Origin of the sequence: Phyllobacterium sp. SB3 (assembly GCF_040009165.1) — a bacterium.
Taxonomy (GTDB): domain Bacteria; phylum Pseudomonadota; class Alphaproteobacteria; order Rhizobiales; family Rhizobiaceae; genus Phyllobacterium.
On the sequence record NZ_JBDYKI010000003.1, the window covers coordinates 106,803 to 132,081 of the forward strand.

Here is a 25,279-nt window from a genome sequence, read left to right on the forward strand (position 1 = left end):
GCTCTGTAATCTTCGCCATCCTGATCAATGGTGTCTGAGTTACCGTTTTTTCCGGTTTCATCGAAGCTGGTCTCTGAGCAACGATAATACTTTTCTGATGGGCGCTGCTCGCCACGAGTTGCAAATCGCTGATTGAGAAATCAAAGGTTGAGCAAGCGCGGAATTGCCTACGATAAACTGATCGCGGCTGCGCTTCGCGATATTGCGCGCTCATGGTGCAATTCAATTTACCCAAGATACAGGACAGAGCCGTGAGATGATCGACATGGGCTGCGGCTTGGTGACAATCCGACGCTCGATACCATGAGCAAGCTAGTCAAAGCTCTCGGATTACGACTTTCTCTTGCCGCAGTTCCAACGCCTTGTTAATCCGAACTTTACCATTTGAGCATTGCAGCTAAGCAGTGTTGGATCGACACCCACTTAAACCGCTACTTCGCAGGTTTCGGCCAGGAGAAGTCGTTAGCGCGGCCGGGCTGGCTTGCCGGTGCAATGCCTTGGTTGACGAGAAGATCGCGGGCTGATTTCTCGGCAGCGGGAACCGCTCGCGCGGGCGCACCAAGCAAGTCCGTGCCACCATCAAGTTCAGGGTCATTCAGGCTGATCGGAGCCAGCCGGTCAACTTTTACTGGCCCGGATGGCGTTTCGGGTAGCGCCTGCACCGGAGCGCCCGGCTTTATCGCAGCAATGTCCGGCGAGGTTGCCGCGCCAAGCAACTGGCGCAGCGGCTTCTCGACATAGAAGGCGATCTTGCGCTTGCCTGCGGCGGTAAGTCCGATACCGTCATTGTTACGCAAGCGCGCTGTCTGTCCCGACATGTCAAATCCGGTCAGGGTGAAGGTGCCGCTTTGATCGACAAATCCATCCCATACATCGACAAATGAACCTTCAGCCTTTTCAGCGGCATTGCGATAAAGCTCGTTGAAAGCCAGAACATCGTTCGTCATGCTTTTGGTCTTGAAGGCCGGTTGCCCGACCCAGACGACCGGCTGTCCGGTTTTCTTTACGGTATCAAGAAATGCGCTGAGCCGTGCCTGATATTCCTTTGACCATTCTTCACTTAAAAGTGGCTTACCCTTGGCCTCGGACTGAACACCGGTAAATGGCTGGCGGTCATTTGCCCCTGCCATGACGACCACCACGGAAGGTTTTTCCGTTTCGATCAAGCTGCCAATGGTCGCCGGCCAATCAAGATGGTCATCGCGTACAAAACCGGATGAGCCATCGGCTTTGTCGATAACCCGCACTCCCGGACTATCGATGAACGCCGCATCCAGACCTTCGGCAAGGCCGCTTGCCATGAAGTCACCAACAACCAGAACAGTCTTGGCATCCGGCAACTTGGCGGGAATTGCCGGTTCGGCGGTCGCTGCGGGTGTCGGCCCGGCCTGTGGCCCTGCCGGTGAGGTTTTGGGGCGTGTCCGTTTTGCGGGCCGGGTTCTCGGCTCGGGGCGCGTTCTCCGGCCATCGTCAATCAGGCGGTCCGTATCCTCGCGGTAAATCTCGCGGCGCCCCATCAGCATATCGAGCAAAGTGCGCGCGGACGCAGTTTCGGTGAAAACCAGAATGGCAGGCAATGTGAGAATGATAGAAAGACGAACGATACGATGATGAAAGATATTCTTACAGATGAACTGTGCGTGGTTCGACAAGCTCACCATGAGGAAGGTTGTAGGGCTGCATGCGGGAGTTGCACTGAGAGGCGTATCCAGACTGCATGAGGGAGCTGAATTGTCACAATCGTCTCCAACGTCTGTCGTGATAACTCGTTGCAAAACGCTTCGTCCCTCATGGTGAGCTTGTCGAACCACGCACCAGTCCGGCAAGCGAATTGACTTACTTCTTGCGCAGGATCGTCAGCACTTCCTTGCTCGGATGCCCATCAGGGTCCATGCCCATGCGGGTCTGGAACGCCTGAATGGCATTGCGCGAACCGCTACCGATCTTGCCATCTACCTTGCCGTCATAATAGCCGAGTTCGGTCAAATGATGTTGAAGTTCTTCGCGCTCCTTCATTGTGATTGGCGTAAAAGGGCGGTTCCAGTCTTGACGCAGGCCTGCGGAACCGGCGATCTGGTCTGCCAGAAGTCCTACACCAAGCGCATATTTATCGGCGTTATTGTAATTCTTCAGGACAAAGAAGTTCTTGGTCATAAGGAACGATGGCCCCTGACGTCCATCCGGCACTTTAAGCGTTGCCTTGATGCTGCCATTGGGGAAGGCCTTGCCATTGGCGCGGACAACCCCAAGGTTCTGCCATTCAGCAATTGTTTTTGAGCCTGCAGGGAATTTACGCCCGGCAGGCAGAACAACCTCGTAGCCCCATGTTTGGCCGGACTGCCAGCCATTCTTGCGCAGAAGATTGGCGGCTGTTGCCAGGGCATCAGGTATCGAATTCCAGATGTCGCGCTTGCCATTGCCATCCATATCGACGGCATAGGCCAGATAGCTGGTTGGAATGAACTGGGTATGGCCAAGTGCACCTGCCCACGAGCCGGTCAGATGGCTCCGGTCGATATCGCCGGTCTGAAGAATTTTCATGGCGGCGATCAGCTGGGTGCGGCCAAACTTTGCGCGGCGTGGATCGGCATAAGCGAGGGTGGCGAGCGAGCGGACAGCATCGCGCATCACGTCATCGCGTTTCATGATCTCGCCGTAGTTGGTTTCCATCGACCAGATGGCCAGAAGAATATTGCGGTCAACACCAAAGGATTTTTCGATGGCGCCGAGCCAGCGGCTATATTTCTTTGCCATTTCGCGGCCGGTCGCGACAGAATTCTCGTTGACGCGATTGTCGATATAATCCCATACCGGCGCGGTAAATTCCGGCTGGAACTTGGCTTTTTCCAGCACTTCGGGATCAATTTCGGTGACACCGGCAAAAGCACGCTTATAGGTCGCTGCGGAAATGCCGCTGGCCATCGCAGTAGCCCGGAATTCAACAATCCAGTTTTGGAACTTTGCATCGGCCGCGGCATTGTTGACGTTCAGTGACAGCGCAAGGCCTGCCGCTGCCGCAATCATATATAGACGTTTGGATAATGCCGACGAAACTTCAATCATGTTATGCCCTCGAATGTGTTTCCACAGGTTCAGACGATAATATTTGCATGCCAAAGTTAGGAATTAGTTTACCATGCCTATTCCAGTGCTCACATTAACATCAGCAAAGAATATTTATTTTACAGGCCTGTGCATTTTCGTTCTTTGAGGCCAGATTGTCTAGAACCCGCCCAAAAACCGGAATCGGTATTTGGAAATTATATCAAAATTTGAATTGTTACTGCGGCTTTTGTGAGTTCACGGCGACAATTACCGGTTTAACCAAGTTATCGCATACAACACTAACGAGGTACTGATGACGACACTGAAGAAAATTCGCAAGGCCGTCTTTCCAGTTGCGGGTTTTGGAACCCGCGTTCTTCCAGCCACGAAATCCATTCCCAAGGAAATGCTGACCGTTGTAGACAAGCCGGTCATTCAATATGTGGTCGATGAAGCGCGCGAAGCCGGCATCGAACACTTCATTTTTGTAACGGGACGCAACAAGGCTGTCATCGAAGACTATTTCGATGCGCAGTATGAGCTTTATTCCTCGCTGACAGAGCGCGGCAAAACCGCGTTGCTGGAAGAGTTGCAGAGCATTCAGCCTCGCCCGGGTACCACGAGCTTTACCCGCCAGCAGGTGCCGATGGGGCTTGGCCACGCCGTATGGTGCGCACGCGATATCGTGGGGGATGAGCCGTTTGCGCTGCTCCTGCCGGATATGATCATGCAGCCGGAGAAAAATGGCTGCCTCGCCGATATGGTGGAGCTTTACAACCAGTCCGGCGGCAATGTCGTGGCGGTGCAGGAATGTGATCCGGCCGAAACACATAAATACGGTATCGTCGGCCAGGGCAAACCTGTCGGCAAGGGTTTCGAATTGACGGAAATGGTGGAGAAGCCTGCCAAAGGCACCGCACCGTCAAACCTTTATATCAATGGCCGCTATATTCTGCAGCCGGAGATTTTCGGCATTCTTGAAAATCAGGAACGCGGTGCGGGAAATGAAATCCAGCTCACCGATGCCATGCTGAAACTGACCAAGGAGCAGGACTTCTTCGGCTATCACTTCAAGGGCCGCACCTATGACACCGGCTCCAAGGAAGGTTTTGTCGAAGCCAATGTGGCCTTCGCGCTGTGGCGTGAAGATATCCGCAATGGCGTGTTCGACAATATCGGCAATATGCTGAAGACGATCAAGCCAAAGGGCCAGTGATTGCGGTCTAATACACCTTTCCGTCATCCTCGGGCTTGACCCGAGGATTCAATGTGCTTGCCGGTTGATTAATGAGTTTACGCTGACTGCTTCAAAGGCTCAGCGTGGTTCGACGGGGCTCACCATGAGGAAGGTGGGTTGATTGCAGGTTATTGCGGCCCTCGCACCTTCCTCATGGTGAGCCCTCCTGAGTTTGCCGAAGGGCGAACCACGCACTTGTTCAATGCAATACTTCTGTACTACCGCTGTAATGTCACACCGACATAGATGCTGGTTTCATCGGTATTGCGTGAATCGACGTCGCTGCGAACCAGCTGGTGACGGGCGCTGACATCCAGACCGACAAAACGGTTGAACCAGTATGTCGCGCCGATTTCCGCACCAAATCCCTTGTCCAGTCCGGTATCGTCCTTGTTGTCACGCAAGGATGCAATCAGCTTTGCATTGAGGTCGAGATTGGCCCGGACCTGCCGCTTGATGCCAACCGTCCCCTCATAATACACCGAGCCGCTTTCTCCAGGAGCAGTGGCGCCCTCAACACGGGTCAGCAGGCCAATATCGACATCGGTTCCACGCTGCGGCGACCATTTGATTGCCGCATCGGCGCTGAGACCTTCAACTGCCTTCAGCCGGTCGTCATCTATGCTCTGGCGAAGATAACCGACGGCGAACTCGCCGGACATTTTCTCACCGAAATCAATCTCGACCCCGCCGCGAAGTCCTGTGCGGACACCGGAGCGGCGGTAGCCATTGAAGTCGACCTTCTCGTCATAAATGAGCTTGCCGATTTCGACCTCGGCAAAGGGTTTGATTGCCGGAGACATTTCGAAACCGCCGCGAAGAGCAATACTGGCAAATGTATTGTCGCGGTCTTTCTGGCTTATGGTGGTGTTGCCGATCTCGGCCTTGCCATAGGTGGTCCGGTTTACCTTGCCTTTGAGGTCCCCGAAGAACTTGCCGAACTCATGCCGGACGCCAAGCGTTCCATCCAGCTCCTGCACACCCGGGCGGTTCGACGTGCCCTGAATGGTGGTCGGAGCACTGGGGTCTTCCTGCCGGTAGCGATAGCCAGCTTCACCAGTCACGGTTGTGCGTGCGCCGAGATCCAGCTGAAAGCCGCCGCGCAGGCCGATATTGGGCGCGGAATAATCTTCGCCTGAAATGGTCTTGTCGTAAGTGCCGTCAAAATCCAGCCAAGCGGAGTGCCGGGACCAATCCGTAGTAGCGCGGGCACGCAAGCGGGTTTCAGACAAGACAGCAGATTTGCCGTCTGAACTGTTATCGGCATTGGTTGTCGCGCGCAGGCCCTGACTGATCGAGGGGCGCAAGATGACCGTGCCAGCGCGGATACCAAGCGGCGCAAAGGGTTCCGGATCAAGACGCGGCGTCCGCCGCTCAATCGCCGAAACCGGCATGTTATCCTTGTCGGTGCGCCGTTCAGCCGGGTTGGCTTCCTGGCTTTGTTCGATCGCGCCGGTCTCGTAGAGAGTGGCCGGGTCGCGATCAACATTGGCGTCCGCATCAGCCGTGGCCGCGTTGGTTGCGCCCGGCCGCCGGGCAGGCGTTGGTGCCCGCTCCGCAGGGACAGGCACGACAGTTTCTTCCACGGAGGGCGGCGGATTAATTCCTCCGCTATTATCCGACGGCCCGCTTGGAGGACTGCCATCATTGGCAGGAACGCCTAACCGGCCGAGATTGGAACTGTCGTCATCAGCAGGCAATGCGCCCGGACTTACAGGCTCATAGGGTCGTGACGGAATGCCGGAATCATTGGTAGGTGATGATGTCTGGCCCGGCGTTGACTGCGAATCAGCGGGTCGTGCAGGGCGGGTGTTTTGCGCTGGGGGTGGGGCATTTTCCTGGATGGAGCCACGCAACTGGGAGTTGTCAGGAAGCACCGTCTGCTGCGCAAATGCAGAGTTTCCAAAGCCAAACGCGGTGCTGCCAAGCAACGTTGCCATCAGGCAGGCGTTGATTGCAGATCGGAAGCTACGGCCATTTCGGCGCACTTCTGCACGTGGTTTGGGCGGTTGAGTCAATAGATTTGCCACAAGGTTCGAACCTTGAGCGATGGTAAAGAAGCATGGTTAATGACTTGATAAGACCGTGGCTTTTGCCCATGTCAAATGCGGATTTGAAAAGGCGGGATCAACAAAAATTGGACAGCGGCAAGCGGAAGCGCTAACGGTTTGCCCATGCAGGCGATAAACGATACCAAACTGGACAGGTCCGCTGCGGTTGAATCCGCAAAACGGACGATTGCAACCGAACAAGACGGGCTGGTTGCGCTCAGCACGGCGCTGGAAGGCCCTATGGCTGACGCGTTCTGCCGGGCTATCGAAAAGATAGCGGCGATCAAGGGGCGCATCATTGTCACGGGTGTGGGCAAGAGCGGACATGTCGGTGCCAAGATTGCCGCGACGTTTGCCTCAACCGGTACACCGGCCTTTTTCGTGCACCCCTCGGAAGCCAATCATGGCGATCTCGGAATGATCGCGGTGGATGATGCCATTCTGGCGCTGTCCTGGTCTGGCGATACGGCGGAGCTGAAGGGCATTGTCAGCTATTCGCGGCGTTTTCGCATTCCGCTGATCGCGGTGACAGCAGGTGAAAAATCAGCGCTGGCGACGGCTGCCGATGTGGTGATCCTGATGCCGCGCGTGACGGAAGCCTGTCCGCACGGCCTTGCCCCAACGACATCGACGCTGATGCAACTGGCGATGGGCGATGCCATTGCCGTTGCGCTGCTGGAGGCGCGCGGCTTTACTGCCGTTGATTTCAAGACATACCATCCGGGTGGCTCGCTCGGCGCGGCTCTCACGCATGTGCGCGAGATCATGCACCGCGACGATCAGATTCCGCTGGTGCCGCTTGGAACATTGATTCCCGATGCAATGAAAGTTCTTTCCGACAAGCGCTTCGGTTGCATTGCCGTAAAAAATTCTGACGGCACGCTGGCCGGTATCATTACGGACGGTGATCTTTCGCGCAACCTGCATCGCAGTCTCGTGACGATGACGGTCGAAGAGATCATGACGCGCAACCCGAAAACCGTGCCGCCGACAATGCTGGCAAGCGCGGCACTGGCATTGCTCAACGATCACAATATCGGCGCGCTCATCGTGACCGAGGACAACCATCCGGTCGGGATTGTGCACTTCCACGATCTGCTGCGAATCGGCGCTGCTTAAAAATTTAAAAGCATTTACCTCTCCGTCATCCTCGGGCTTGACCCGAGGACCCACAGCAAAACCATGCTTGACCAAATGCCACGTGCGAGCTTGATCTCGCAAATGGATAAGCGTGAAAAACCTATTCACATTTTATGTAGATCCTCGGGTCAAGAGCCCGAGGATGACGGAGAGGGTGGAGATTAAAGCTGGCTCCTCCAGTCGGGAGCCTTCTAAATCGCCTCCACCTGCAGCGTTCCCTGATCGATGCCGATGATTTTCACAGGCGTGCCAGCGGGAAGGTCCGGGCCGGTCACACGCCACAGGCTGTCACCTATCCGCGCACGGCCACGGCCGTTCACTGTCGCTTCTTCCAGCGTAACGATCTGGCCGATCAGCTGTTCGCCACGTCTGTTGAGCAAAGGCTCGTCGGACTCGGCGTCAGTAGCGCCGACAAGCTTGCGGCCCATGAAAACCGCAATCAGCGACAGAACCAGAAACAGGATGACCTGAACCTGCCAGCCGATAGCCAAAGCATCGCCAATAAGAATGACCAAGCCACCGACGATCAGCGCGGCAATGCCAAACCAGAGGAAGAAAATGCCGGGCGCCGCAACTTCAAGAATCATGAGGACAAGGCCGAGGACAATCCAGTTCCACGCACCGAGTTCTGTAACAAGTCGCTCCAACATACTGAACCCTTCCTTTTAGGAGTTCGTTCCGCCAGTGCCCGGAACAGTGCGTCCGCGTGCAGGGGCAGCGGGGCTCGCCGGAGTCGTTGGTGCATTATCGCCGAAGACTTCCCTGGCGATGGCGCCAATGCCGCCGAGCGAACCGACGAGCGCTGACGCTTCCATGGGCATCATGATAATCTTCTGGTTGGGACTTGAGGCGAATTTGCCAAAGGCTTCAGTGTATTTCTGCGCGACGAAGTAGTTAAGCGCCTGGACATTGCCGCTGGTGATGGCGGCGGAGACCATTTCTGTTGCCTTGGCTTCCGCTTCGGCGAGACGCTCGCGACCCTCGGCCTCACGGTAGGAAGCTTCGCGCTTGCCTTCCGCTTCCAGAATCTGCGCCTGCTTGAGGCCTTCCGCACGCAGAATCTGCGCGGCGCGGGTGCCTTCCGCTTCGAGGACCACAGCACGCTTGTCACGCTCGGCCTTCATCTGGCGGCCCATTGAATCCAGCAAATCCTTCGGCGGGTTGATGTCCTTAATTTCCACACGGGTCATCTTGATGCCCCATGAATGGGCGGCTTCGTCCACAACGCGCAAAAGACGGTCATTGATCGTATCGCGGTTGGACAGGAGTTCGTCGAGAACCATCGAACCCATGACGGTACGGATATTGGTCATGGTGAGGTTGAGAATGGCGTTTTGCAACCCGCTAACCTGATAGGCGGCCTGCGGCGCATTGAGGATTTGGTAGAAGGCGATGCCATCCACGGCAATGTTGGCATTGTCTTTGGTGATGACTTCCTGCGTTGGAACCGCAAGCACCTGTTCCATCATATTGAGCTTTGCGCCGATACGGTCAAAGAACGGTACAATGAGGCTCAAGCCGGGCGACAAGGTGCGGGTATATTTGCCGAAACGCTCGATTGTGTAGTTGTAACCTTGGGGCACGGTTTTCACGCCCGCAAACAGAATCGCCAGTACCAGAATGACCAGTACCGGTATCGTGAAATCAAAACCGCTCATAATATTTCCCCCGTGGTGGCTCCATGGCCGCAATCAATCTATCCCGTTTAGCGGGTGAGTGCACGATAGACCATAGTCGGGATGTCAAAAAACAGTGAATCTACACCCAGCCCTGCAATTCGCGGCGGACTAGCTGTTCAATGACCTGCATGCCTTCGTCACTGTCGTTGAGGCAGGGGACATGGGTGAAATTCACACCGCCATGCTTGTGGAAGATTTCTTCGCCTTCACCCGCAATCTCTTCAAGCGTTTCAAGGCAGTCGGAAACAAAGCCGGGGTTGAAGACCGCAACGGATTTTACGCCGTCCTTGGCCAGCTTTTCCAGCGTCTTATCCGTATAGGGTTGCATCCATTCTTCCGGGCCAAAACGCGACTGGAAACAGGTAATCAATTTGTCTTCCGCCCAGCCGAGCCGCTCGCGCAACAGGCGGGTGGTTTCCCAGCAGTGGCAGGGATAAGGATCGCCGCGCTTGAAATAGCTTTGTGGAATGCCGTGATAGGAAGCAATCAGCAGTTCCGGCTCGAAATCCAGCGTTGCATAATGCTTCTCAATCGAGATAGCGAGAGCATCGATATAGACGGCCTCGTCCTGATAGGAAGGCACTGTCCGGGTCGCAGGCATGTAGCGCATCTTGATCAGTGCTTCGAAGAATTTGTCGTTGACCGTGGCTGTCGTCGTTGCCGAATATTGCGGATAGAGCGGGAACATCAGAATGCGCTTGCAACCTGCCTTGTCGAGCCGTTCCAGTGCCTGTTCGATGGATGGCTGGCCGTAGCGCATGCCCCAATCGACGACGACTTGCGGGTATTCAGCGAGTGTAACGGCCAGCTTTTCGCCCTGAGCACGGGTGTAGGTCCGAAGCGGGGACTCGTTGCGCTCGCGGTTCCAGATCTTGTCGTAGAGCGCACCGGATTTTTTCGGGCGCGTGTTCAGCACGATACCGTAAAGCACTGGGAGCCAGATGGCACGAGGCCATTCAATGACACGCTTATCTGACAGGAATTCCCTGAGGTAGCGCCGCATGGAGGTCTTGTCGGTCCCGTCCGGTGTACCGAGATTGACGAGCAGAACGCCGATTTTCGACGTTTCCATTTGCGGATGGTCTTGTGGTTTTTTAACCGCCACCATCGCCTCGCCAGACATTTCCATATTCATACTCCGCTTCTGCGGCCAGAAACTAATGTTCACCCGCATTATTACAAGGGCACTAAAGGCCGCATGTTGAGTACGCAGATCAAGATAAACCGGTTCATCGAAACGCCGGATTTTTGCAAACTGCTATCGCATGGCGTGGGTGCGATCAATGGTACATCTTGTCCAAGACCATGTTTCGAATAGGTGCAATACGCCGCCTTTATTGGCAGTTGTGGTTTGATTTGAGGCATTCTTCCGGTTGTAAAATCCTGTTTGCCAGCAAATGACCGGACTTTCATTTGGCATGGAACTTGCGTTTAATCAGTTCTCTGCGTTCATCATTCAAAGGAATTGGTTTTCATGTCCAGCCACCAGCATGCAACGCCCCCCGTACTCGTCGTAACCGGCGCACATCCCCAGCTTTACAGTACCGATCTTGCGCCCACCGCACCTGAGGGACGAACGTGGGGCGCGTTCAGTCTTTTTGCCATGTGGATGTCGGACGTTCATTCCGTTGGTGGCTATACATTTGCCGCCAGCCTGTTCTTTTTGGGTTTGACCGGCTGGGAGGTTTTGATCTCCATGATCGTCGGCATAACGGTGGTCTATTTCCTGATGAACCTGATCGGCAAACCCTCTTTGAAATATGGTGTGCCGTTTCCAGTGGTTGCGCGCATGTCATTCGGCGTCATGGGGGCAAATCTTGCCGCCGTGCTGCGCGGTATTGTCGGTATCGTCTGGTATGGTGTGCAGACATATTTTGCCTCCAAGGCCGTGCAGGCGCTGGCAATCACTCTTGTGCCAAGCACGGTCGAACTGACACGCAACGACATATTCGGGCTGTCGACACTTGGCTGGCTCAGCTTCCTTTTCATGTGGGTGTTCCAGCTGCTCATCTTCCTGCGCGGCATGGAATCCATTCGCAAGTTCATCGATTTCTGCGGACCTGTGGTTTACGTCGTGATGTTCGCGCTGGCGATCTGGATATTGTCGCAGACCGGCTTTTCCAGCCTGTCACTGCAACTTGCGCCGCCGGCGGAAGGGTCGTCGCTGTCGCATATGGCCAATGCTTCCATGCTGATCGTTGCCTACTTCGCGGCATTGCTACTGAATTTCGGCGATTTCTCGCGATTCTCCCGTGATGAGAAAGCCATGAAAATCGGTAATTTTCTGGGGCTTCCGGTCAATTTCATCGTGTTTGCGATCATCGTTGTCATCGTGACTGCGGGGACGGTACAGGTATTCGGCGAGGCCATTCTCGATCCCGTAGCCATTGTCGAGCGCATCAATAATCCATGGGTGGTCGTGCTGGGTTCAATCACATTTATCGTGGCGACCATGGGCATCAATATTGTCGCGAACTTCGTCTCTCCCGCCTATGACATTGCCAATCTGTTTCCCGAAAAGATCAACTTCCGCATGGGTGGGCTGATCACGTCCATTCTTTCGGTGCTTGTCTGTCCTTGGCTTTTCGTGTCGAGTCCGCAGGCTATTACCATCTTCGTCAGCATATTTGGCGCCGTTCTCGGTCCGATATTCGGCATCATGATTGCCGATTATTATCTGGTGAAGAAGCAGAATGTGGTGCTTGAAGACCTCTATACGATGTCGCCGGAAGGATCGCTCTACTTCGAACGCGGATGGAACAGCCGGGCGCTGCTGGCGCTTGCAGTCGCAAGCGTGCTGTCGATTGGGCTATCGGTGCTGGGCGCGACGCAAATTATCCGTAATGGCGGTGATTGGGGCTGGCTGCTGGGAGCCGTGGCAGGTGGCGCTGTTCATTACCTGCTGATGCGCAATGTGCGGGTTTCCCAACTGGCGGGATCGCGTGCCTGAATAACCTGCATCAAATGCCAGCACTATTTCCGAGGCAGTGCTGGCATAACTTAAATGCGTGGTTTGACAGGGCTCACCATGAGGAAGGTGGTCTGTTTGCAACGAGCTAGGATCGCCAGGCTACAGATACTGCAAATCACAATCTTCCTCATGGTGAGCCCCGTCGAACCACGCATAATGTCAATGCAGCAACAATCAAAAGCTACTTCGCAGGAACTTTCATTTCCGCTCCGATGGGAAGTTTCCTGATCTTCATATCGGGATTGGCTTGCGAAAGCTTCTTCCATGAGAATCCATCGCCGTAGACCTGTTCGGAAATATCCCAGAAATTGTCACCGGCCTTGATTGTATAGGAACTCGGCGTTGTGGCAGGCGCTGCCGCATCAGCGGGCTTGGCAGCATCTGCAGCAGGTGCGGCAGTTGCAGGTGGGGCAGGAGGTGCGGGTGTTGTTGTTTCGGAAGGAACAGGCACGGCAATCGGGCTTGCCGAAGTGATGCGTCCATCCATGACAGGCTTGTAGGGATTGTTCTTTTGCAGGTAGTCGGCAAGAACTTCTTCCAGACCGGGGCCGTAATCATAGGCATTGACGCCATTGGTTGCGAAGACCTTGTAGCCATCGCCGCCAGCGCGCATGTAGTTGTTGGAAACAACACCATAGGTTGCGCCGGTATCAATCGGCTTCCAGCTATCGCCCTGCATGACCTCAACATTGGAAACACGGCTGCCGACCGGCTTGGAAATATCGAAAGTATATTTCAGTCCTGCGACCTGTGAAAAACGGCCTGCAATCTTTTCGATCTGGCTTGCACCATTTTCAAGTGCGGCGACAACATCGGAACCGCGCAGTTGGAATGTTGCAAGCGTATTCTGGAACGGCAAAACCGTCAAAACTTCGCCCATCGTAACTTCACCGGCATCGATGGAGGCACGTAATCCGCCGCCATTGATAATCGCAATGGTAACGCCCTGCGCCTTGACGCGGTCGAGCATGGCATCGGCAACAAGATTTCCCATGCTGCACTCGCCGATGCGGCATACTTCACGCGAGCCATCGATCTCGCCTGCGGTATCTGCGACCTTGCGGGCTTTCAGTTCTTCAATTGGCTTGGCCAGCTCCGCGACGCGGGCGGCAATGGCTGCATCGGGCGTGACGGTAGAATCGAGAAGGATCGGCGCACCGGAACTTGCAGTGACATTGCCTTCATCATCGAAGGTGACTTTCAACTCGCCAAGATATTTGGAATAGGCCTTGGCCTGAACAATTGGCACGTCGCGGCCGGAAGGGTTTTTGACCAAGGTGGGGTAAGGGCCGCCAGCGTCAGGATCGGTGCTGGACAGGAGCGTATGGCTGTGACCGCCAACAATCACGTCGATCCCGTCGACCTTGGCTGCAATCTCTTCATCTTCGAAATAGCCGGTGTGGTTGAGCGCGATGATCTTGTTGACGCCCTCGGCCTTCAGCGTGGCAACGAGCTTTGTCAGTGTCTCGATTTCATCGGCGAATTTGACAGTAGGTCCGGGCGTGGAAATTTCTGCCGTGTCGGTTGTCAGCGCGGAGATGATGCCGATTTTCTGGCCGCCGATTTCCTTGATCAGGTAGGGTTTGAACTTGCCGGCAAGAAGAGGTTCCGCATCAGCCTGTGTATTGCTGGAAATGACCGGGATTTTGACCTTGTCGAGGAATTTACCCAGCACTTCCGGGCCGCCGTCGAACTCATGGTTGCCGAGCGCCATGGCATCGAAACCGATGGCGTTCACGAACTCGGCGGTGTCGTCGCCCTTATAGGTTGTGTAAAACAGGGAACCCTGGAATTCATCGCCTGCATCAAGCACGATGACATTGCCGCCATCCTTGGAAAGCGCCTCGCGGCGGTCATCAATCTTGGCCTTAACCCGTGCAATGCCGCCAAAACACTCGTTCTTGGCGGTTTCTTCCGGGGTGCAGGTGGAATCAAATTTGTTGATCGCCTCAATGCGCGAATGCTGGTCATTAATGTGCAGAATATTGAGCGTATAGTCAGCCATCGCTGTGCCTGCACTGATGCTGAGGGCGGAGGCAGCTAGGAAAAGCTTGCCGAAAGTTCTGGACATGACCTGCTCCGTTTCAATTAAATGTGGTACTGGCAATAGGGTTGCCACAGCACTGTTAGGTGCTTGTGACAAAGCATGGTTTCATCACTTTGCAAGCGATGCAAGAGGGGAAAACGTGCTCATCCAACGTTAGGCCAAGGCAGTGTTTGTTTAAAAGATTACGTGTTCATTACACAAAGGGAGATTGATCATGAGTAACAAGCCCACAATTATTCTGGTGCATGGGTTCTGGGGCGGTGCTGCCCACTGGAACAAGGTTATTGTTGAACTCACACGCAAAGGGCACACGAATATCCATGCTGTCGAACTGCCACTGACATCATTGGCGGATGATGCCGAACGCACGCGCAAAATGGTAGCGCAACAGAGCGGTCCGGTTCTGCTGGTGGGGCATTCCTATGGTGGTGCAGTCATAACCGAGGCTGGCAATCAGCCGAATGTTGCCGGTCTGGTCTATATCGCAGCCTTTGCGCCGGATGCGGGCGAGAGTCCCGGCGGTATTACGCAGGAGCATCCGCCACTTGGTGCTGCCAATCTCGCGCCAGACAGCGATGGTTATCTGTGGGTCAAGCCGGACCTGTTCCATGAGAGCTTTTGTCAGGATCTGACCGAGGATGAAGGTCTGGTGATGGGCGTTACGCAGAAGGCACCTTTGGCGAGCACATTCGGTGATGCGATTACCGTGCCCGCATGGAAGAACAAGCCTTCCTGGTATCAGATTTCCAGCAATGACAGGATGATTGCGCCGGAAAACCAGAAGCGCATGTCAGCACGTTTGAACGCGCGCAAGGTTATCACGCTTGATGCCAGCCATGCCTCGCTGGCATCGCAGCCAAAGGAAATCGCTTCATTGATTGATGAGGCGGCAACGGAACTGGCGAAGGGGTAATCAGTATCTGAATTTGTGAGAGCGGGATTAAAACAGCGCTCTCACAAATTTTTATCAAGCAGAGCGGCGTGTCAGGGAGAACTGTTGTCCTGACGACGATGTGCAGTTCAACTGGCCGCCGCTGACCAGCGCGCAATTGACCTTGGACTGTGTGCCGCGAGCGAGTGAGCGAAGATCGATTTCAACCAGATTAGCTGAAACAAAACGATAGTTGCCTTCGGCCAGCTTTTCCTTGGTATCATTGGCGCGTGTTTCAAACACACCGCCGTTGAAATTCGAGAATGCAACCCCCGATGTATCGAACCACTGGCCCTGAACCGCATCGGTCGGGCGTACTGTCTGTATTGGGCCACCATCGGATGGCGGGCCGCTCATGCAACCGGCAAGAGCGAGGATCAATGCGGCTGAACCGAGGCCAAGTGATAAACGTTTCATCCAAATAATCTCCCGATGGGTTGCCCTCATTGATGCCGCTAAAATCAAGCAAAAACAAGACTTAAGTTTTATCGTCAGGGCAATGATCGCTCGCTTCGCCAAGCTTTGTTGCTGATTTGTCTCGGCATTTGTCTATTATGGGCGGTGAAGAATCGCCAGCATATGCAAGGGGTTGATGATGATCGGATATACGATGGTGGGAACGAATGACCTCCGGCGGGCCGAGGCATTCTACGATCCGATCATGATCCGGCTCGGACTTGAGCGCTGCTATTGCGATGAGGTTATGCTGTCGTGGGGAAGCAAGGCCGACGACACCCTTCCCCGGTTTATGGTGGGACTGCCGTTTGATGGCAAAGCGGCAAGCGTCGGCAATGGTAATATGACTGCGTTTCGGGGCGAAAAGCCTAGCCTTATTGACAAACTGTATGCACTGGCCATGCAGAATGGCGGCCGCAGCGAAGGCGAACCGGGCTTGCGCCCGCAATATGGTCCGGGCTTTTATGCGGCCTATATCCGCGATCCTGATGGCAACAAGCTGGCCTTCGTCTGCTATGATGCGAAGATTGACGATCAGGAAAAATGAACAACCATTCTTTTCGATTGGAGCTGGCTTCTGAGGGGGATTTTCAGAGGTTGTTCGAGTTGCGACTTCTCACCATGCGCGAAAGCCTTGAGAGGATTGGACGTTTCGATGAGAGGCGGGCATTCGAACGATTCCGCAACTCCTTCAGGCCCCATCATACGCGATTGATTATCCTTCCCGACAGCTCGCTTGGTGGTTGCGTGGCGCTCGGACCCAGCGATGATTGTCTGCTGCTTGAGCACTTTTACCTTTTGCCCGCCTTGCAGGGCAATGGCTTGGGCAGTGCCGTGATTGAGATTCTTCTGGCTGAAGCGGACAAGCAGGGTTTGCCGGTACGACTGAGCGTACTCCAGCAGAGCGATGCGGGGCAGTTTTATGCGAGACATGGTTTTGCAGTAACCGGCGAGGACGAGTGGGATGTCTATTATGAGAGGCCAGCCAGCCGGAGATTCTTCGATTAAATAAATGATAGCACGGCGGTAAGCAGGATCGTTGCGCCCATGACGATGTTCAGTGCACGTTCACTCTTGGGCTTTAGTTGGGCGCGGTGCAGCACTGCGCCCAAGCCCAGCCAGAGAATGTCGACAATAATCATCACGATGATGCAGGCCAGCAGTTTGAATGTAAGGTCTGCATGACTGTTGGACGGGATGATCGGATAAGCCGCCATCAGGGAAATAAAAGCGATATAGGCTTTCGGATTGGTAATGCCGAGAAGAAGGCCGCTCACCGCTCCAAAACGGGACGCACTTTTTTCCTCTGCGCCTACGGGCGCGGTTGCGATGGCATAGGCGAGATAGACGAGATACGCCGTGGCTACCACCACCATGACGGTCATGAGTTCCTTGATTGGCTCTATCATGAGCAGCAAACAGACGGCGCTTATGCCGGCAGCAAGCGCCAGTCCTATTTGCAACCCCGTGTAAAACTTCATGCCTTGGGCAAAGCCTTTCTCGCGTCCAACGGCGACGAGTGCCGCAATGCCGGGGCCGGGTGAGCCGAGCAGCGCTATAGCTGCCAATACAAACAGACCTGCATTCAACAAATTGACGCCATAATTCAACATGCGCACACCATAAACATAAAGACTTTGTTATATGTGAATATGCACAAATTGTAATGCTGTCAATTGTGCTTGAAGCCAGTCCATAAACGGAAACGGCGCCCGAGGGCGCCGTCTTTCGTCTGGAGTTTGCGTTCAAGTATCAATGAACGAGAATATTCCGGAACTGCCAGGGATCGCTTGTGTCGATATCTTCCTTGAACAGGCCCGGACGATTTTCCAGCGGTGTCCAGTCTGTATAGTGACCTTTGAGCGGGCCGAGATAAGGCGTCTGCACCTCAAGGCAGCGACGGAAATCCATCTCGTCGGTTTCGACAATCCCAGCTTCCGGATTTTCCAGAGCCCAAACCATGCCGGCCAGAACAGCGGAAGAAACCTGCAAGCCGGTCGCATTCTGATAGGGAGCAAGCTTGCGGGCTTCCTCGATGGTCAGTTGCGAACCATACCAGTAGGCATTCTTGTCGTGACCATAGAGCAGCACGCCAAGCTCATCCGCGCCATCGACGATCTCGGATTCATCAAGGACATGGAGGGTTGTCTGCGGTTGACCTGCTGCACCAAACATTTCATCGAGCGACAGGGTTGCAACATTCGATGGATGATAGGCGTAGTGGCACGTCGGCCGGTAGGTTGCCTTGCCCTTCTTGTCGAAGACTGTGAAGAAATCGGCAATCGAAATCGACTCATTATGCGTGACCAGCAGGCCGAATTGCGCACCTTCTGTCGGGCACCAGGTGCGGATACGGGTGTCAGCACCTGGTTGTTCAAGGAAGATTGCAGCCTTGTTGCCCTTCTTCTGCTTACGGGCATTCTTAGGCATCCACTTTTCGTGCGTACCCCAGCCTAGCTCGGCTGGCTGCAAGCCTTCAGAAATAAAGCCCTCAACAGACCATGTATTCCAGAAAACACCGAAAGGCTTCGGGTCATTGGCACGCTGTGTATCGCGTTCGGCAATGTGGATGCCTTTGACGCCGACCTGCTTCATCAGCTTGGCCCAGTCATGGCGATCAGCACGCTCAGGTGCGGTATGTTCAATGGAAAGGTCTTTGGCGAGATCAAGAACAGCACGCTTGACGAACCATGACACCATGCCGGGATTTGCGCCGCAGCACGCAACCGCAGTCGGTCCGCCGGGGTTTTTCTTCTTCTCGGCAAGCAGCGTCTGGCGCAGCGCATAATTTGTGCGCTCGGCATTATCGATGCCGCTTGCATAGTAGAAGCCGGCCCATGGCTCGATAACCGTATCGATATACAGCGCGCCGAGCTTGCGGCACAGATGCATGATATCGACAGAAGAAGTGTCTACCGAAAGATTGACGCAAAAGCCCTGTCCGTCGCCTTCGGTGAGAAGTGGCTTGAGCAGTGTCTTGTAATTTTCCTTGGTGACTGCTTCCTGAATGTAGCGGATGCCGCGCTCGTCCAGCAATTTCTTGTTTGCATCGCTCGGGTCGATGATGACCAAGCGGGACTTGTCAAATTTGAAGTGGCGTTCGATGAGGGGCAGGGTACCCCGTCCGATGGACCCGAAACCGATCATCACGATCGGGCCAGTAATTTCTCCATGTACAGGCCATGTAGCCTTCGCCATTTTTTTGTTGCTCCTAATTTTGATCTCCATCATTGAGGGCAGCGGATTGATATACCGCTTCAAAAGCAACCATAGAGCATAGTCATGCTCAAGAGCAAACAACTGCACGCCGGTTTCAGATGAATTTTCGATGTAATGTTAATTAAAGCAGGCTTAAAGGCGATTTAGAGTATCAATCAGCCGGTTCCGGATTGTCATAATACCTTTATAATTTAGTTGCGCCGGACTAAGCGCTTCGAGCTGGCGGCAAAAAGCTTCCGCAACAGCGCGGCATTGTGGATGTTTCTTCAATGCATTTACCGGATCGAGATAAATACGGATCGTGAAAAGAATATCTCCTGAAACGGGCAGTTTTCGCAATGTCTGGCGCTCGACCCGGATGAAGCACTGGGTTGCGAGATCGTCATTGGTGTAAAGCGCACCCTTCTGGTGGCTGGCGAGCGGATGATACAGGTTCCCATCCGGCTGCAATGACCAGTTCATGCGATAGACGGACCGGTCCGGCCGCAGATTGTCGAACATGCGGGTAATCAAACCGGCATTGCGGGTGCCTGCATTGAAGTCTGGGACGGGCGCGTGAATGTCATCCATGGAACGCCCGAACTTTTCCAGCAGCATCCATGATGAAGGGAAGGACAAGGATGCGGCAGCGAGGTGCCAGCCGCGCACCTCATCTTTTCGCATGAGCACCAGATCTTCCTGAACGAGTTTGGCAGCACGGAGAAGAGGTGCTGTTTGCCCGGAGTTCAACTCCACCGGCTCGGGCCAACCGTTAATGGCAATGGAATTGCCGGATCGTGCATAAAGATCAGGATAATGCTCGACCAGATGAGTGGCGAGCAGTTCAAGCACTTCAGCTTGCGCTGCCTGTGTTCCATCTTCCTCGACGAAAATGCGGTCAGCATGAAGTTCAAAGAGGCGTTGCTTCTCGGCGAGATAGGCGAGGAGGTTTTCGTCTATCTCTATCCAGTCTTTAATATCCAGCTGATGCAGCCCGATTGTGAAGGGCTGCGCTGATCCATCATAGGGCGTGTGCGCAGGCGTTGTAGCCATTTATGCGTTGTCCATTCCCTCCAGCTCATCGATGATACCTTCGATGACAGACAGACCCTTCTGCCAGAAAGCCGGATCTGTCGCATCAAGGCCGAATGGGGCAAGCAGCTCAGAATGATGCTTGGTGCCGCCAGCCTTCAACATGTCAAAGTACTTTTGCTGAAAGCCTGAAGCTGCATTCTGATAGACAGCATAGAGCGAGTTCACCAGACAATCACCAAAGGCATAGGCATAGACGTAGAAGGGCGAGTGAATGAAATGCGGGATATAGGTCCAGAAGGTCTCATAGCCCGAACCGAAGCGTACCGCATCGCCAAGGCTTTCCTTCTGAATATCCAGCCAGATTTCGCCGATACGGTCTGATGTCAGCTCGCCATTGGCACGTTCGGTGTGCACACGGCGCTCGAATTGGTAAAACGCAATCTGCCGCACGACCGTATTGATCATGTCCTCGGCCTTTTGTGCAAGCATGGCTTTGCGTTCGCGCTTGTCTTTGGTCTTTTCCAGCAGCGAGCGGAATGTCAGCATTTCGCCGAACACTGAGGCCGTTTCGGCAAGGGTCAAGGGGGTTGATGCCATTAGCGCGCCCTGATCTCCGGCCAGTACCTGATGCACGCCGTGACCAAGCTCGTGGGCGAGGGTCATTACATCGCGTGGCTTGCCCATATAGTTAAGCAGAACATAGGGGTGGGCAGAGGGGACAGTCGGATGAGCGAAAGCGCCGGGCGATTTGCCGGGGCGTGTCGGGGCATCGATCCAGTTCCTATCGAAAAACCGTTTGGCGATATCAGCCATTTCCGGGGCAAAGCCACTATAGGCGGAAAGCACAGTCTCGCGCGCTTCTGTCCACGGAATGACCGCTTGCGGCGTTTCGGGAAGCGGCGCGTTGCGATCCCAGCTGTTGAGATAGTCGAGGCCAAGCCATTTGGCTTTCAACTTGTAATAGCGATGCGATAGGCGCGGATAGGCAGCCTGCACCGCTTCGGCGAGAGCATCGACAACTTCACGCTCAACGCGATTGGCCAGATGGCGGCTATCGGCAATATCCTCAAAGCCGCGCCAGCGATCGGAAATTTCCTTATCTTTCGCCAAAGTATTGGTGATGAGAGTAAAGGTGCGCAGATTTTCCTTGAAGGTTTTGGCCAGCGCATCGGATGCTGCCTTGCGGACTTCGCCATTTGAATCCTGCAGCAGATTGAGCGTTGGCTCGATGGCCAGCTCTTCGCCATTTACCTCGAAACGTAACGAGGTCATGGTTTCATCGAAAAGCCGGTTCCATGCACCGCGTCCGGTGATGGATTTTTCATGGAAGAGCTGTTCGAGCTTGTCATCAAGCTGGAATGGCTTGTCCTTGCGCAGATCGACCAGCCATGGCCGGTAATGCCCAATGGCCGGATTATCATTCATCGCCTTTTCGATGAGCGCATCATCGATGCGGTTAAGTTCAAGGCCATAGAAGATCAGGTGCGTACTGGCATCGGTCAGCTTTTGCTGAATGTCGCCGTAGAGCTTGGCATGTTTAGGATTGGAGGTATCGCTTGCGTAGACAAGACCGGCATAGGAGCCGATTTTGCCCATCAGATCGTCGAGACCTTCATATTCCTTGATGGATTCCGCAAAATTGCCGCCCTTCGGTTTCGCAACTTCGGCGGCAAGGGTGCCTTTCCAACGCTCTTCAAAAGCAATGGCGCGCTCGCCTGCCAATTGCAGATCGGCCTTCAGTTCACTGCTTTCAGTGGAAGGGTAAAGATCGGCAAGGTTCCATTCCGGAAGAATGCCAAGCGCTGCCTGTTCTTCCTTTACTGCTGCTCCACCGGATTTTGCAGCAAAAGCAGCCGCTTGCCAGATCATATACCTGTTCATTTCTAGACTCATTATTGCACCACAAATTGACTGGCGAAGGGGTTTTCGGTCGAATCAGACCGGTCGAAATCGGAGCATCAACTTAGAGCAAAGAAGCGCCTGTGCAACGATTTGAAGTCAACGAAGCAAATATGCTGACAACCGCCAATTAAATAATTAAAAGACATTCTGGCCGCTTGGAGGCGATATTTAGACGCGTCTGGGGTGGATTCCTTCGCCAAAACGCCTTATTCATGTCGTTAACCACCTGTTGACCATGCCAGATAACAGTGGATTTCATTCAGGTTTTTGCCATGCTCTCAACGTATTTGTTGTTCAATAAGTGACCATTAACCATTAAATTGGATAATCCAGCTATTCGGGGACTTGAGAAAACGATCAAGGTTGGGACGACATTGTCAAACATGATTCATGCAACGGGCGGTAAATTGACGGCAGGTTTCAGCATGCGTGCCGGTTGGTTTGCGTTCCTCATGGTCTTCGCGTCGATGCTTTTTGTATCCGCTCAGGCTCAAGCCGAGACGAGAACTCTCAAGCTTTATTTCATCCATACGAAAGAACGTGCGGAAATCACGTTCAAGAAGAATGGACGCTATCAGCAGGATGGCCTGAACAAGCTGAACAAGTTTTTGCGCGACTGGCGTCGCAATGAACCGACAAAGATGGACCCCCGCCTTTTCGATCTCGTCTGGTCGACTTATCAGAAAGTGGGTGGCCGGGATTATATCAACGTCGTCTCCGCCTATCGTTCACCAACCACGAATTCGATGCTGCGTTCGCGCACCCGCGGCGTGGCCAAGACCAGCCAGCACATGCTCGGCAAGGCAATGGATTGGTATCTGCCCGGCGTGAAGCTGGCGACCTTGCGTAATGCAGCGCTTAAATTTGAAGCTGGCGGTGTCGGCTATTATCCACGTTCCGGTTCGCCCTTTATTCATACCGACGTTGGCAATGTCCGTCACTGGCCCCGCATGAGCCGCAAGGAATTGCTCGCGGTGTTCCCGGACGGCAAGACAATGCACATTCCGACCGATGGCAAGCCATTACCCGGTTATGATCAGGCTGTTGCAGCTTACGAATCCCGCAAGCGCAGCGGCGGCTCGATCCAGGTGGCAAGCTCCAGTTCGTCGCGCCGCAGTGGCAAGACCTTGTTTGGCGTGCTCTTTGGTGGCGGCGCGGACGAGGAAGAGGATTCCGGCGAAAGCTCAGTTGCTGTAGCTTCCGCGCCGACACCAGCGCGCGGAACCACACGTCAGCGGCCGGCTGCGGCTGAATCGGATGAGGATTCAGGGCCAGCACCAACAACTACAGCAGGTAACCTGCCAGGCGTAGCTCTACCGACCAGCGATGCGCCAGCGCCGGTTGCGGCACCGCGTCCGGAAGCACCGGTTGAGTTGACAGCGGAAGACAATCAGGCTCTCGCCTTTGCAGTTCCCGTGCCGCTGCGTCGTCCGGACTATGCCCCGGCTGCCGCAACGCCGGAACCTTCGACGCTCAATGCACTTGCAGCCGACAACTCAACCCTCGTAGCGGCATTGCCTGCAACACGTCCGCAGGACAGTGCTGCCGCCATCGCCCAGATGATTGCCGCAAATCCGGCACCGGAGCCCGAGCAGACCGATGTGGCTCAGCCGCAGACCGTCAATGCGCTTGTGCCTGTGCCATTTGAAAAGCCGCGTAATGCGCCCAAGCAGAATGACATGATGGTTGCTTCCATCGTGCCGACACAGCGCCCGGCCAATATACCGGCATCGGTTCAGGCAGCCTCCGCGGAAGATGTTATTCCGGTTCCTGATGATGACCTTGAAGCGATTATCAGGCAGTCCGATCCTGAGCACAGCACGGTGGTATCCGCATCGCAGCCCTCTCCCGAACTGCCAACCACTGTCGGCAAGACAGGTGGCCGCGTGAAGAAGGTTAGCGGCGATAGTGTTGCACAGGTCGCATCCGCTGCGCCGCAACCATCCCTGCGCAAGACCATGCTTGAAGCCAAGGGCGGCGATCCCGTTGCCATGCTCGACAGCGGTGTCGTAACCACGGCCAAGGCTTCCAAGCCGCGCCGTCAGGCCCATGAAGCTCCCAAGGCAATGCAGGTATCCTCCGATGTGCCGGAACGGGCCCTGTCGAACGAGCAGGTCGCTGAAACCGCGCCAGCGGTTACGCCGGCAGTATTGCGTAATGAGACAATGCGCATGGCTCCGACAACGGTTTATGTTGCCGGTTTCCAGCAGAAGCTGCCGGTTGCCGACGCCAACAAGTTTACTGGCAAGGCTGTGACCTTCATGCAGATTGCAAAGTTCAACCCGAGCCACGGCTCGTAAAGAAGCCCCTCCCTAACGCTACGCGTCCTCCCTCCCCACAAGGGGGAGGGTAATGGTGCCAAATCCTGAAATTTTCTATAAACGATAGCGAAGTGCGTTACGGTTTTACCCTCCCCCTTGTGGGGAGGGATGCTGCGAAGCAGCAGGGAGGGGTATCTTAATGCCACACAGCAATATTCCGTCAAAAGCAAGGTACCGCGCAAAGATACTCCGCCGCGAATTGACTAAAGCGGAGTGGCGAATGTGGGATATATTGCGAAGTTTTCGTAATCGGGGCGCGAGGTTCCGTCGCGAAACTCCTATTGGCGCCTATATCGCAGACTTTGCATGGTTATCTGCACGTATTATCATTGAAGTAGACGGCGATACGCACGCGACGGGTAGCGGAATTGAACACGACAAAACTCGCGATGCATTTTTGCATGCTCAAGGTTTTCACATTCTGCGTTTCGACAATAACGATGTGATTTTTTCTGAAGAGGCCGTCTATCTGGAAATTGAGACGGTGCTGCAATCCAAGCTTGTTACAGCGACCGCCCCGTAAATTTTTATATCGTTCAGCCAGCCAGCTTGACCGCTTCGGCAGCCAGCTCGGTGATTTCGTCCCACTTGCCTTCCTTGACCAGATTTTCCGGTGCGACCCACGAGCCGCCGACGCAGACCACATTTGGCAGCGACAGATATGTCTTCGCATTAGCGACGCTGACACCGCCGGTTGGGCAGAATAGCGTTCCGGCGAGAGGCGATGAAAGCGACTTGAGGAATGCAGCCCCACCAGCCTGTTCTGCGGGGAAGAATTTCAACATTGTATAACCTTCTTCGCGCAGTGCCATGATTTCGCCGGGTGTGATTGCGCCGGGCAGCAATGGCACCTTGCTGGAGCGGGCAGCATCAAGCAATTGCGGTGTGGCTCCGGGGCTGACGATGAAGCGCGAGCCGGCATTGGCAGCTTCTTCATATTGGCGGGCATTGAGAATAGTACCTGCACCGACGATTGCCTCGGGCACCTCATTTGCGACGGCGCGGATGGCGTCAAGCGCGGCAGCGGTACGCAATGTGATCTCGATGGCTGGAAGGCCACCCTTTGCCAACGCACGCGCCAACGGTACGGCATCAGCAACATTCTGTATGAGAAGCACCGGAATAACCGGCTGGCCCTTGAGGACAGGTAGCAGTAAATCGGTCTTCTGGGTCATGACAGTCTCCGTCTGGCTTGGGGTCTAATCGATTTAGTGCTGCTGAACCGTTTTGTCCAATGATTCAACCCGAAACGATGCAAGAAATACG

Annotated in this window: 21 protein-coding genes; 8 read left to right on the top strand and 13 right to left on the bottom strand. The window is 54.6% G+C overall.

The window, feature by feature from the left end; genetic code table 11:
* Positions 1-431 precede the first annotated feature (431 nt).
* Together ABKW30_RS11710 and ABKW30_RS11715 are read right to left on the bottom strand one after the other, a co-directional pair.
* Positions 432-1,652: a DUF459 domain-containing protein gene (locus ABKW30_RS11710; RefSeq protein WP_348599110.1), complete on the bottom strand. Its 1,221-nt coding sequence runs from the start codon at positions 1,650-1,652 to the stop codon at positions 432-434.
* 184 nt (positions 1,653-1,836) lie between these two features.
* A complete protein-coding gene (locus ABKW30_RS11715) occupies positions 1,837-3,063 on the bottom strand; it encodes a lytic murein transglycosylase (RefSeq protein WP_348599111.1) in 1,227 nt (408 codons plus the stop codon).
* A 295-nt stretch (positions 3,064-3,358) separates the two neighbouring features.
* Between ABKW30_RS11715 and galU the strand changes: the two genes are divergently transcribed.
* Positions 3,359-4,261, top strand: a complete 903-nt coding sequence (galU, locus tag ABKW30_RS11720; protein ID WP_008124652.1) for a UTP--glucose-1-phosphate uridylyltransferase GalU — start codon at positions 3,359-3,361, stop codon at positions 4,259-4,261.
* A 239-nt stretch (positions 4,262-4,500) separates the two neighbouring features.
* Here galU and ABKW30_RS11725 read toward each other — a convergent pair whose 3' ends face one another.
* Positions 4,501-6,300 (bottom strand): outer membrane beta-barrel protein, encoded by a 1,800-nt coding sequence (locus ABKW30_RS11725; RefSeq protein WP_348599112.1) that lies wholly within the window; start codon positions 6,298-6,300, stop codon positions 4,501-4,503.
* Positions 6,301-6,456: 156 nt separating this feature from the next.
* Here ABKW30_RS11725 and ABKW30_RS11730 point away from each other — a divergent pair, with 156 nt between their 5' ends.
* Entirely contained in the window at positions 6,457-7,452 is a 996-nt protein-coding gene (locus ABKW30_RS11730; RefSeq protein WP_348599113.1) for a KpsF/GutQ family sugar-phosphate isomerase, read from the top strand.
* 212 nt (positions 7,453-7,664) lie between these two features.
* Here the strand turns inward: ABKW30_RS11730 and ABKW30_RS11735 are convergent, their stop codons facing one another.
* The 3 genes from ABKW30_RS11735 to hemH all read right to left on the bottom strand — a co-directional run bounded on the left by ABKW30_RS11735 (position 7,665) and on the right by hemH (position 10,281).
* Positions 7,665-8,123 carry an NfeD family protein gene (locus ABKW30_RS11735; RefSeq protein ID WP_348599114.1) on the bottom strand — a complete coding sequence of 153 codons (459 nt, stop codon included), beginning with the start codon at positions 8,121-8,123 and terminating at the stop codon, positions 7,665-7,667.
* 15 nt (positions 8,124-8,138) lie between these two features.
* Complete coding sequence (locus ABKW30_RS11740) at positions 8,139-9,131, bottom strand: SPFH domain-containing protein (protein ID WP_348599115.1); 993 nt, start codon at positions 9,129-9,131, stop codon at positions 8,139-8,141.
* Positions 9,132-9,231: 100 nt separating this feature from the next.
* Positions 9,232-10,281, bottom strand: a complete 1,050-nt coding sequence (gene hemH, locus ABKW30_RS11745; protein WP_348599116.1) for a ferrochelatase — start codon at positions 10,279-10,281, stop codon at positions 9,232-9,234.
* A 345-nt stretch (positions 10,282-10,626) separates the two neighbouring features.
* On the opposite strand from hemH, the gene ABKW30_RS11750 reads away from it, so the two are divergent.
* On the top strand, positions 10,627-12,102 hold the full coding sequence (locus ABKW30_RS11750) for an NCS1 family nucleobase:cation symporter-1 (protein ID WP_348599117.1): 1,476 nt from the start codon (positions 10,627-10,629) through the stop codon (positions 12,100-12,102).
* Between the two features lie 202 nt (positions 12,103-12,304).
* Here the strand turns inward: ABKW30_RS11750 and ABKW30_RS11755 are convergent, their stop codons facing one another.
* Positions 12,305-14,194 carry a 5'-nucleotidase C-terminal domain-containing protein gene (locus ABKW30_RS11755; RefSeq protein WP_348599118.1) on the bottom strand — a complete coding sequence of 630 codons (1,890 nt, stop codon included), beginning with the start codon at positions 14,192-14,194 and terminating at the stop codon, positions 12,305-12,307.
* 190 nt (positions 14,195-14,384) lie between these two features.
* Between ABKW30_RS11755 and ABKW30_RS11760 the strand changes: the two genes are divergently transcribed.
* Entirely contained in the window at positions 14,385-15,083 is a 699-nt protein-coding gene (locus ABKW30_RS11760; RefSeq protein WP_348599119.1) for an alpha/beta hydrolase, read from the top strand.
* A 54-nt stretch (positions 15,084-15,137) separates the two neighbouring features.
* Here the strand turns inward: ABKW30_RS11760 and ABKW30_RS11765 are convergent, their stop codons facing one another.
* Positions 15,138-15,518, bottom strand: a complete 381-nt coding sequence (locus ABKW30_RS11765; RefSeq protein WP_348599120.1) for a hypothetical protein — start codon at positions 15,516-15,518, stop codon at positions 15,138-15,140.
* A gap of 193 nt (positions 15,519-15,711) precedes the next feature.
* Between ABKW30_RS11765 and ABKW30_RS11770 the strand changes: the two genes are divergently transcribed.
* Positions 15,712-16,104, top strand: a complete 393-nt coding sequence (locus ABKW30_RS11770; RefSeq protein ID WP_348599121.1) for a VOC family protein — start codon at positions 15,712-15,714, stop codon at positions 16,102-16,104.
* Positions 16,101-16,565 carry a GNAT family N-acetyltransferase gene (locus ABKW30_RS11775; RefSeq protein ID WP_348599122.1) on the top strand — a complete coding sequence of 155 codons (465 nt, stop codon included), beginning with the start codon at positions 16,101-16,103 and terminating at the stop codon, positions 16,563-16,565. The genes ABKW30_RS11770 and ABKW30_RS11775 overlap by 4 nt, the downstream gene beginning before the upstream one ends.
* On the opposite strand, the gene ABKW30_RS11780 is transcribed toward ABKW30_RS11775, so the two are convergent.
* The 4 genes from ABKW30_RS11780 to ABKW30_RS11795 all read right to left on the bottom strand — a co-directional run bounded on the left by ABKW30_RS11780 (position 16,562) and on the right by ABKW30_RS11795 (position 21,671).
* Complete coding sequence (locus ABKW30_RS11780) at positions 16,562-17,170, bottom strand: LysE family transporter (RefSeq protein ID WP_348599123.1); 609 nt, start codon at positions 17,168-17,170, stop codon at positions 16,562-16,564. The genes ABKW30_RS11775 and ABKW30_RS11780 overlap by 4 nt on opposite strands.
* A gap of 139 nt (positions 17,171-17,309) precedes the next feature.
* The gene (locus tag ABKW30_RS11785; protein WP_348599124.1) at positions 17,310-18,755 is read right to left on the bottom strand and encodes a homospermidine synthase; all 1,446 of its coding nucleotides are present in this window, start codon (positions 18,753-18,755) and stop codon (positions 17,310-17,312) included.
* Positions 18,756-18,908: 153 nt separating this feature from the next.
* On the bottom strand, positions 18,909-19,808 hold the full coding sequence (locus tag ABKW30_RS11790; RefSeq protein ID WP_348599125.1) for a DUF3445 domain-containing protein: 900 nt from the start codon (positions 19,806-19,808) through the stop codon (positions 18,909-18,911).
* The gene (locus ABKW30_RS11795; protein WP_348599126.1) at positions 19,809-21,671 is read right to left on the bottom strand and encodes a M3 family oligoendopeptidase; all 1,863 of its coding nucleotides are present in this window, start codon (positions 21,669-21,671) and stop codon (positions 19,809-19,811) included.
* Between the two features lie 404 nt (positions 21,672-22,075).
* Here ABKW30_RS11795 and ABKW30_RS11800 point away from each other — a divergent pair, with 404 nt between their 5' ends.
* Together ABKW30_RS11800 and ABKW30_RS11805 are read left to right on the top strand one after the other, a co-directional pair.
* Positions 22,076-23,992, top strand: a complete 1,917-nt coding sequence (locus ABKW30_RS11800; RefSeq protein WP_348599127.1) for a DUF882 domain-containing protein — start codon at positions 22,076-22,078, stop codon at positions 23,990-23,992.
* Between the two features lie 160 nt (positions 23,993-24,152).
* The gene (locus tag ABKW30_RS11805) at positions 24,153-24,536 is read left to right on the top strand and encodes an endonuclease domain-containing protein (protein ID WP_348599128.1); all 384 of its coding nucleotides are present in this window, start codon (positions 24,153-24,155) and stop codon (positions 24,534-24,536) included.
* A 13-nt stretch (positions 24,537-24,549) separates the two neighbouring features.
* Here the strand turns inward: ABKW30_RS11805 and ABKW30_RS11810 are convergent, their stop codons facing one another.
* Positions 24,550-25,188: a 2-dehydro-3-deoxy-phosphogluconate aldolase gene (locus ABKW30_RS11810; protein ID WP_348599129.1), complete on the bottom strand. Its 639-nt coding sequence runs from the start codon at positions 25,186-25,188 to the stop codon at positions 24,550-24,552.
* Between the last annotated feature and the right edge of the window lie 91 nt (positions 25,189-25,279).

Excerpts from the sequence above, each read along its gene's own strand:
- ABKW30_RS11785 (WP_348599124.1), bottom strand. The coding sequence starts at position 18,755 with ATGGCGAAGGCTACATGGCCTGTACATGGAGAAATTACTGGCCCGATC.
- ABKW30_RS11775 (WP_348599122.1), top strand. The coding sequence starts at position 16,101 with ATGAACAACCATTCTTTTCGATTGGAGCTGGCTTCTGAGGGGGATTTT.
- ABKW30_RS11730 (WP_348599113.1), top strand. The coding sequence starts at position 6,457 with ATGCAGGCGATAAACGATACCAAACTGGACAGGTCCGCTGCGGTTGAA.
- ABKW30_RS11805 (WP_348599128.1), top strand. The coding sequence starts at position 24,153 with ATGCCACACAGCAATATTCCGTCAAAAGCAAGGTACCGCGCAAAGATA.
- ABKW30_RS11795 (WP_348599126.1), bottom strand. The coding sequence starts at position 21,671 with ATGAACAGGTATATGATCTGGCAAGCGGCTGCTTTTGCTGCAAAATCC.
- ABKW30_RS11780 (WP_348599123.1), bottom strand. The coding sequence starts at position 17,170 with ATGTTGAATTATGGCGTCAATTTGTTGAATGCAGGTCTGTTTGTATTG.
- ABKW30_RS11810 (WP_348599129.1), bottom strand. The coding sequence starts at position 25,188 with ATGACCCAGAAGACCGATTTACTGCTACCTGTCCTCAAGGGCCAGCCG.
- ABKW30_RS11765 (WP_348599120.1), bottom strand. The coding sequence starts at position 15,518 with ATGAAACGTTTATCACTTGGCCTCGGTTCAGCCGCATTGATCCTCGCT.
- ABKW30_RS11760 (WP_348599119.1), top strand. The coding sequence starts at position 14,385 with ATGAGTAACAAGCCCACAATTATTCTGGTGCATGGGTTCTGGGGCGGT.
- ABKW30_RS11735 (WP_348599114.1), bottom strand. The coding sequence starts at position 8,123 with ATGTTGGAGCGACTTGTTACAGAACTCGGTGCGTGGAACTGGATTGTC.
- ABKW30_RS11755 (WP_348599118.1), bottom strand. The coding sequence starts at position 14,194 with ATGTCCAGAACTTTCGGCAAGCTTTTCCTAGCTGCCTCCGCCCTCAGC.
- hemH (WP_348599116.1), bottom strand. The coding sequence starts at position 10,281 with ATGGAAATGTCTGGCGAGGCGATGGTGGCGGTTAAAAAACCACAAGAC.
- ABKW30_RS11750 (WP_348599117.1), top strand. The coding sequence starts at position 10,627 with ATGTCCAGCCACCAGCATGCAACGCCCCCCGTACTCGTCGTAACCGGC.
- galU (WP_008124652.1), top strand. The coding sequence starts at position 3,359 with ATGACGACACTGAAGAAAATTCGCAAGGCCGTCTTTCCAGTTGCGGGT.
- ABKW30_RS11790 (WP_348599125.1), bottom strand. The coding sequence starts at position 19,808 with ATGGCTACAACGCCTGCGCACACGCCCTATGATGGATCAGCGCAGCCC.
- ABKW30_RS11715 (WP_348599111.1), bottom strand. The coding sequence starts at position 3,063 with ATGATTGAAGTTTCGTCGGCATTATCCAAACGTCTATATATGATTGCG.
- ABKW30_RS11800 (WP_348599127.1), top strand. The coding sequence starts at position 22,076 with ATGATTCATGCAACGGGCGGTAAATTGACGGCAGGTTTCAGCATGCGT.
- ABKW30_RS11770 (WP_348599121.1), top strand. The coding sequence starts at position 15,712 with ATGGTGGGAACGAATGACCTCCGGCGGGCCGAGGCATTCTACGATCCG.
- ABKW30_RS11740 (WP_348599115.1), bottom strand. The coding sequence starts at position 9,131 with ATGAGCGGTTTTGATTTCACGATACCGGTACTGGTCATTCTGGTACTG.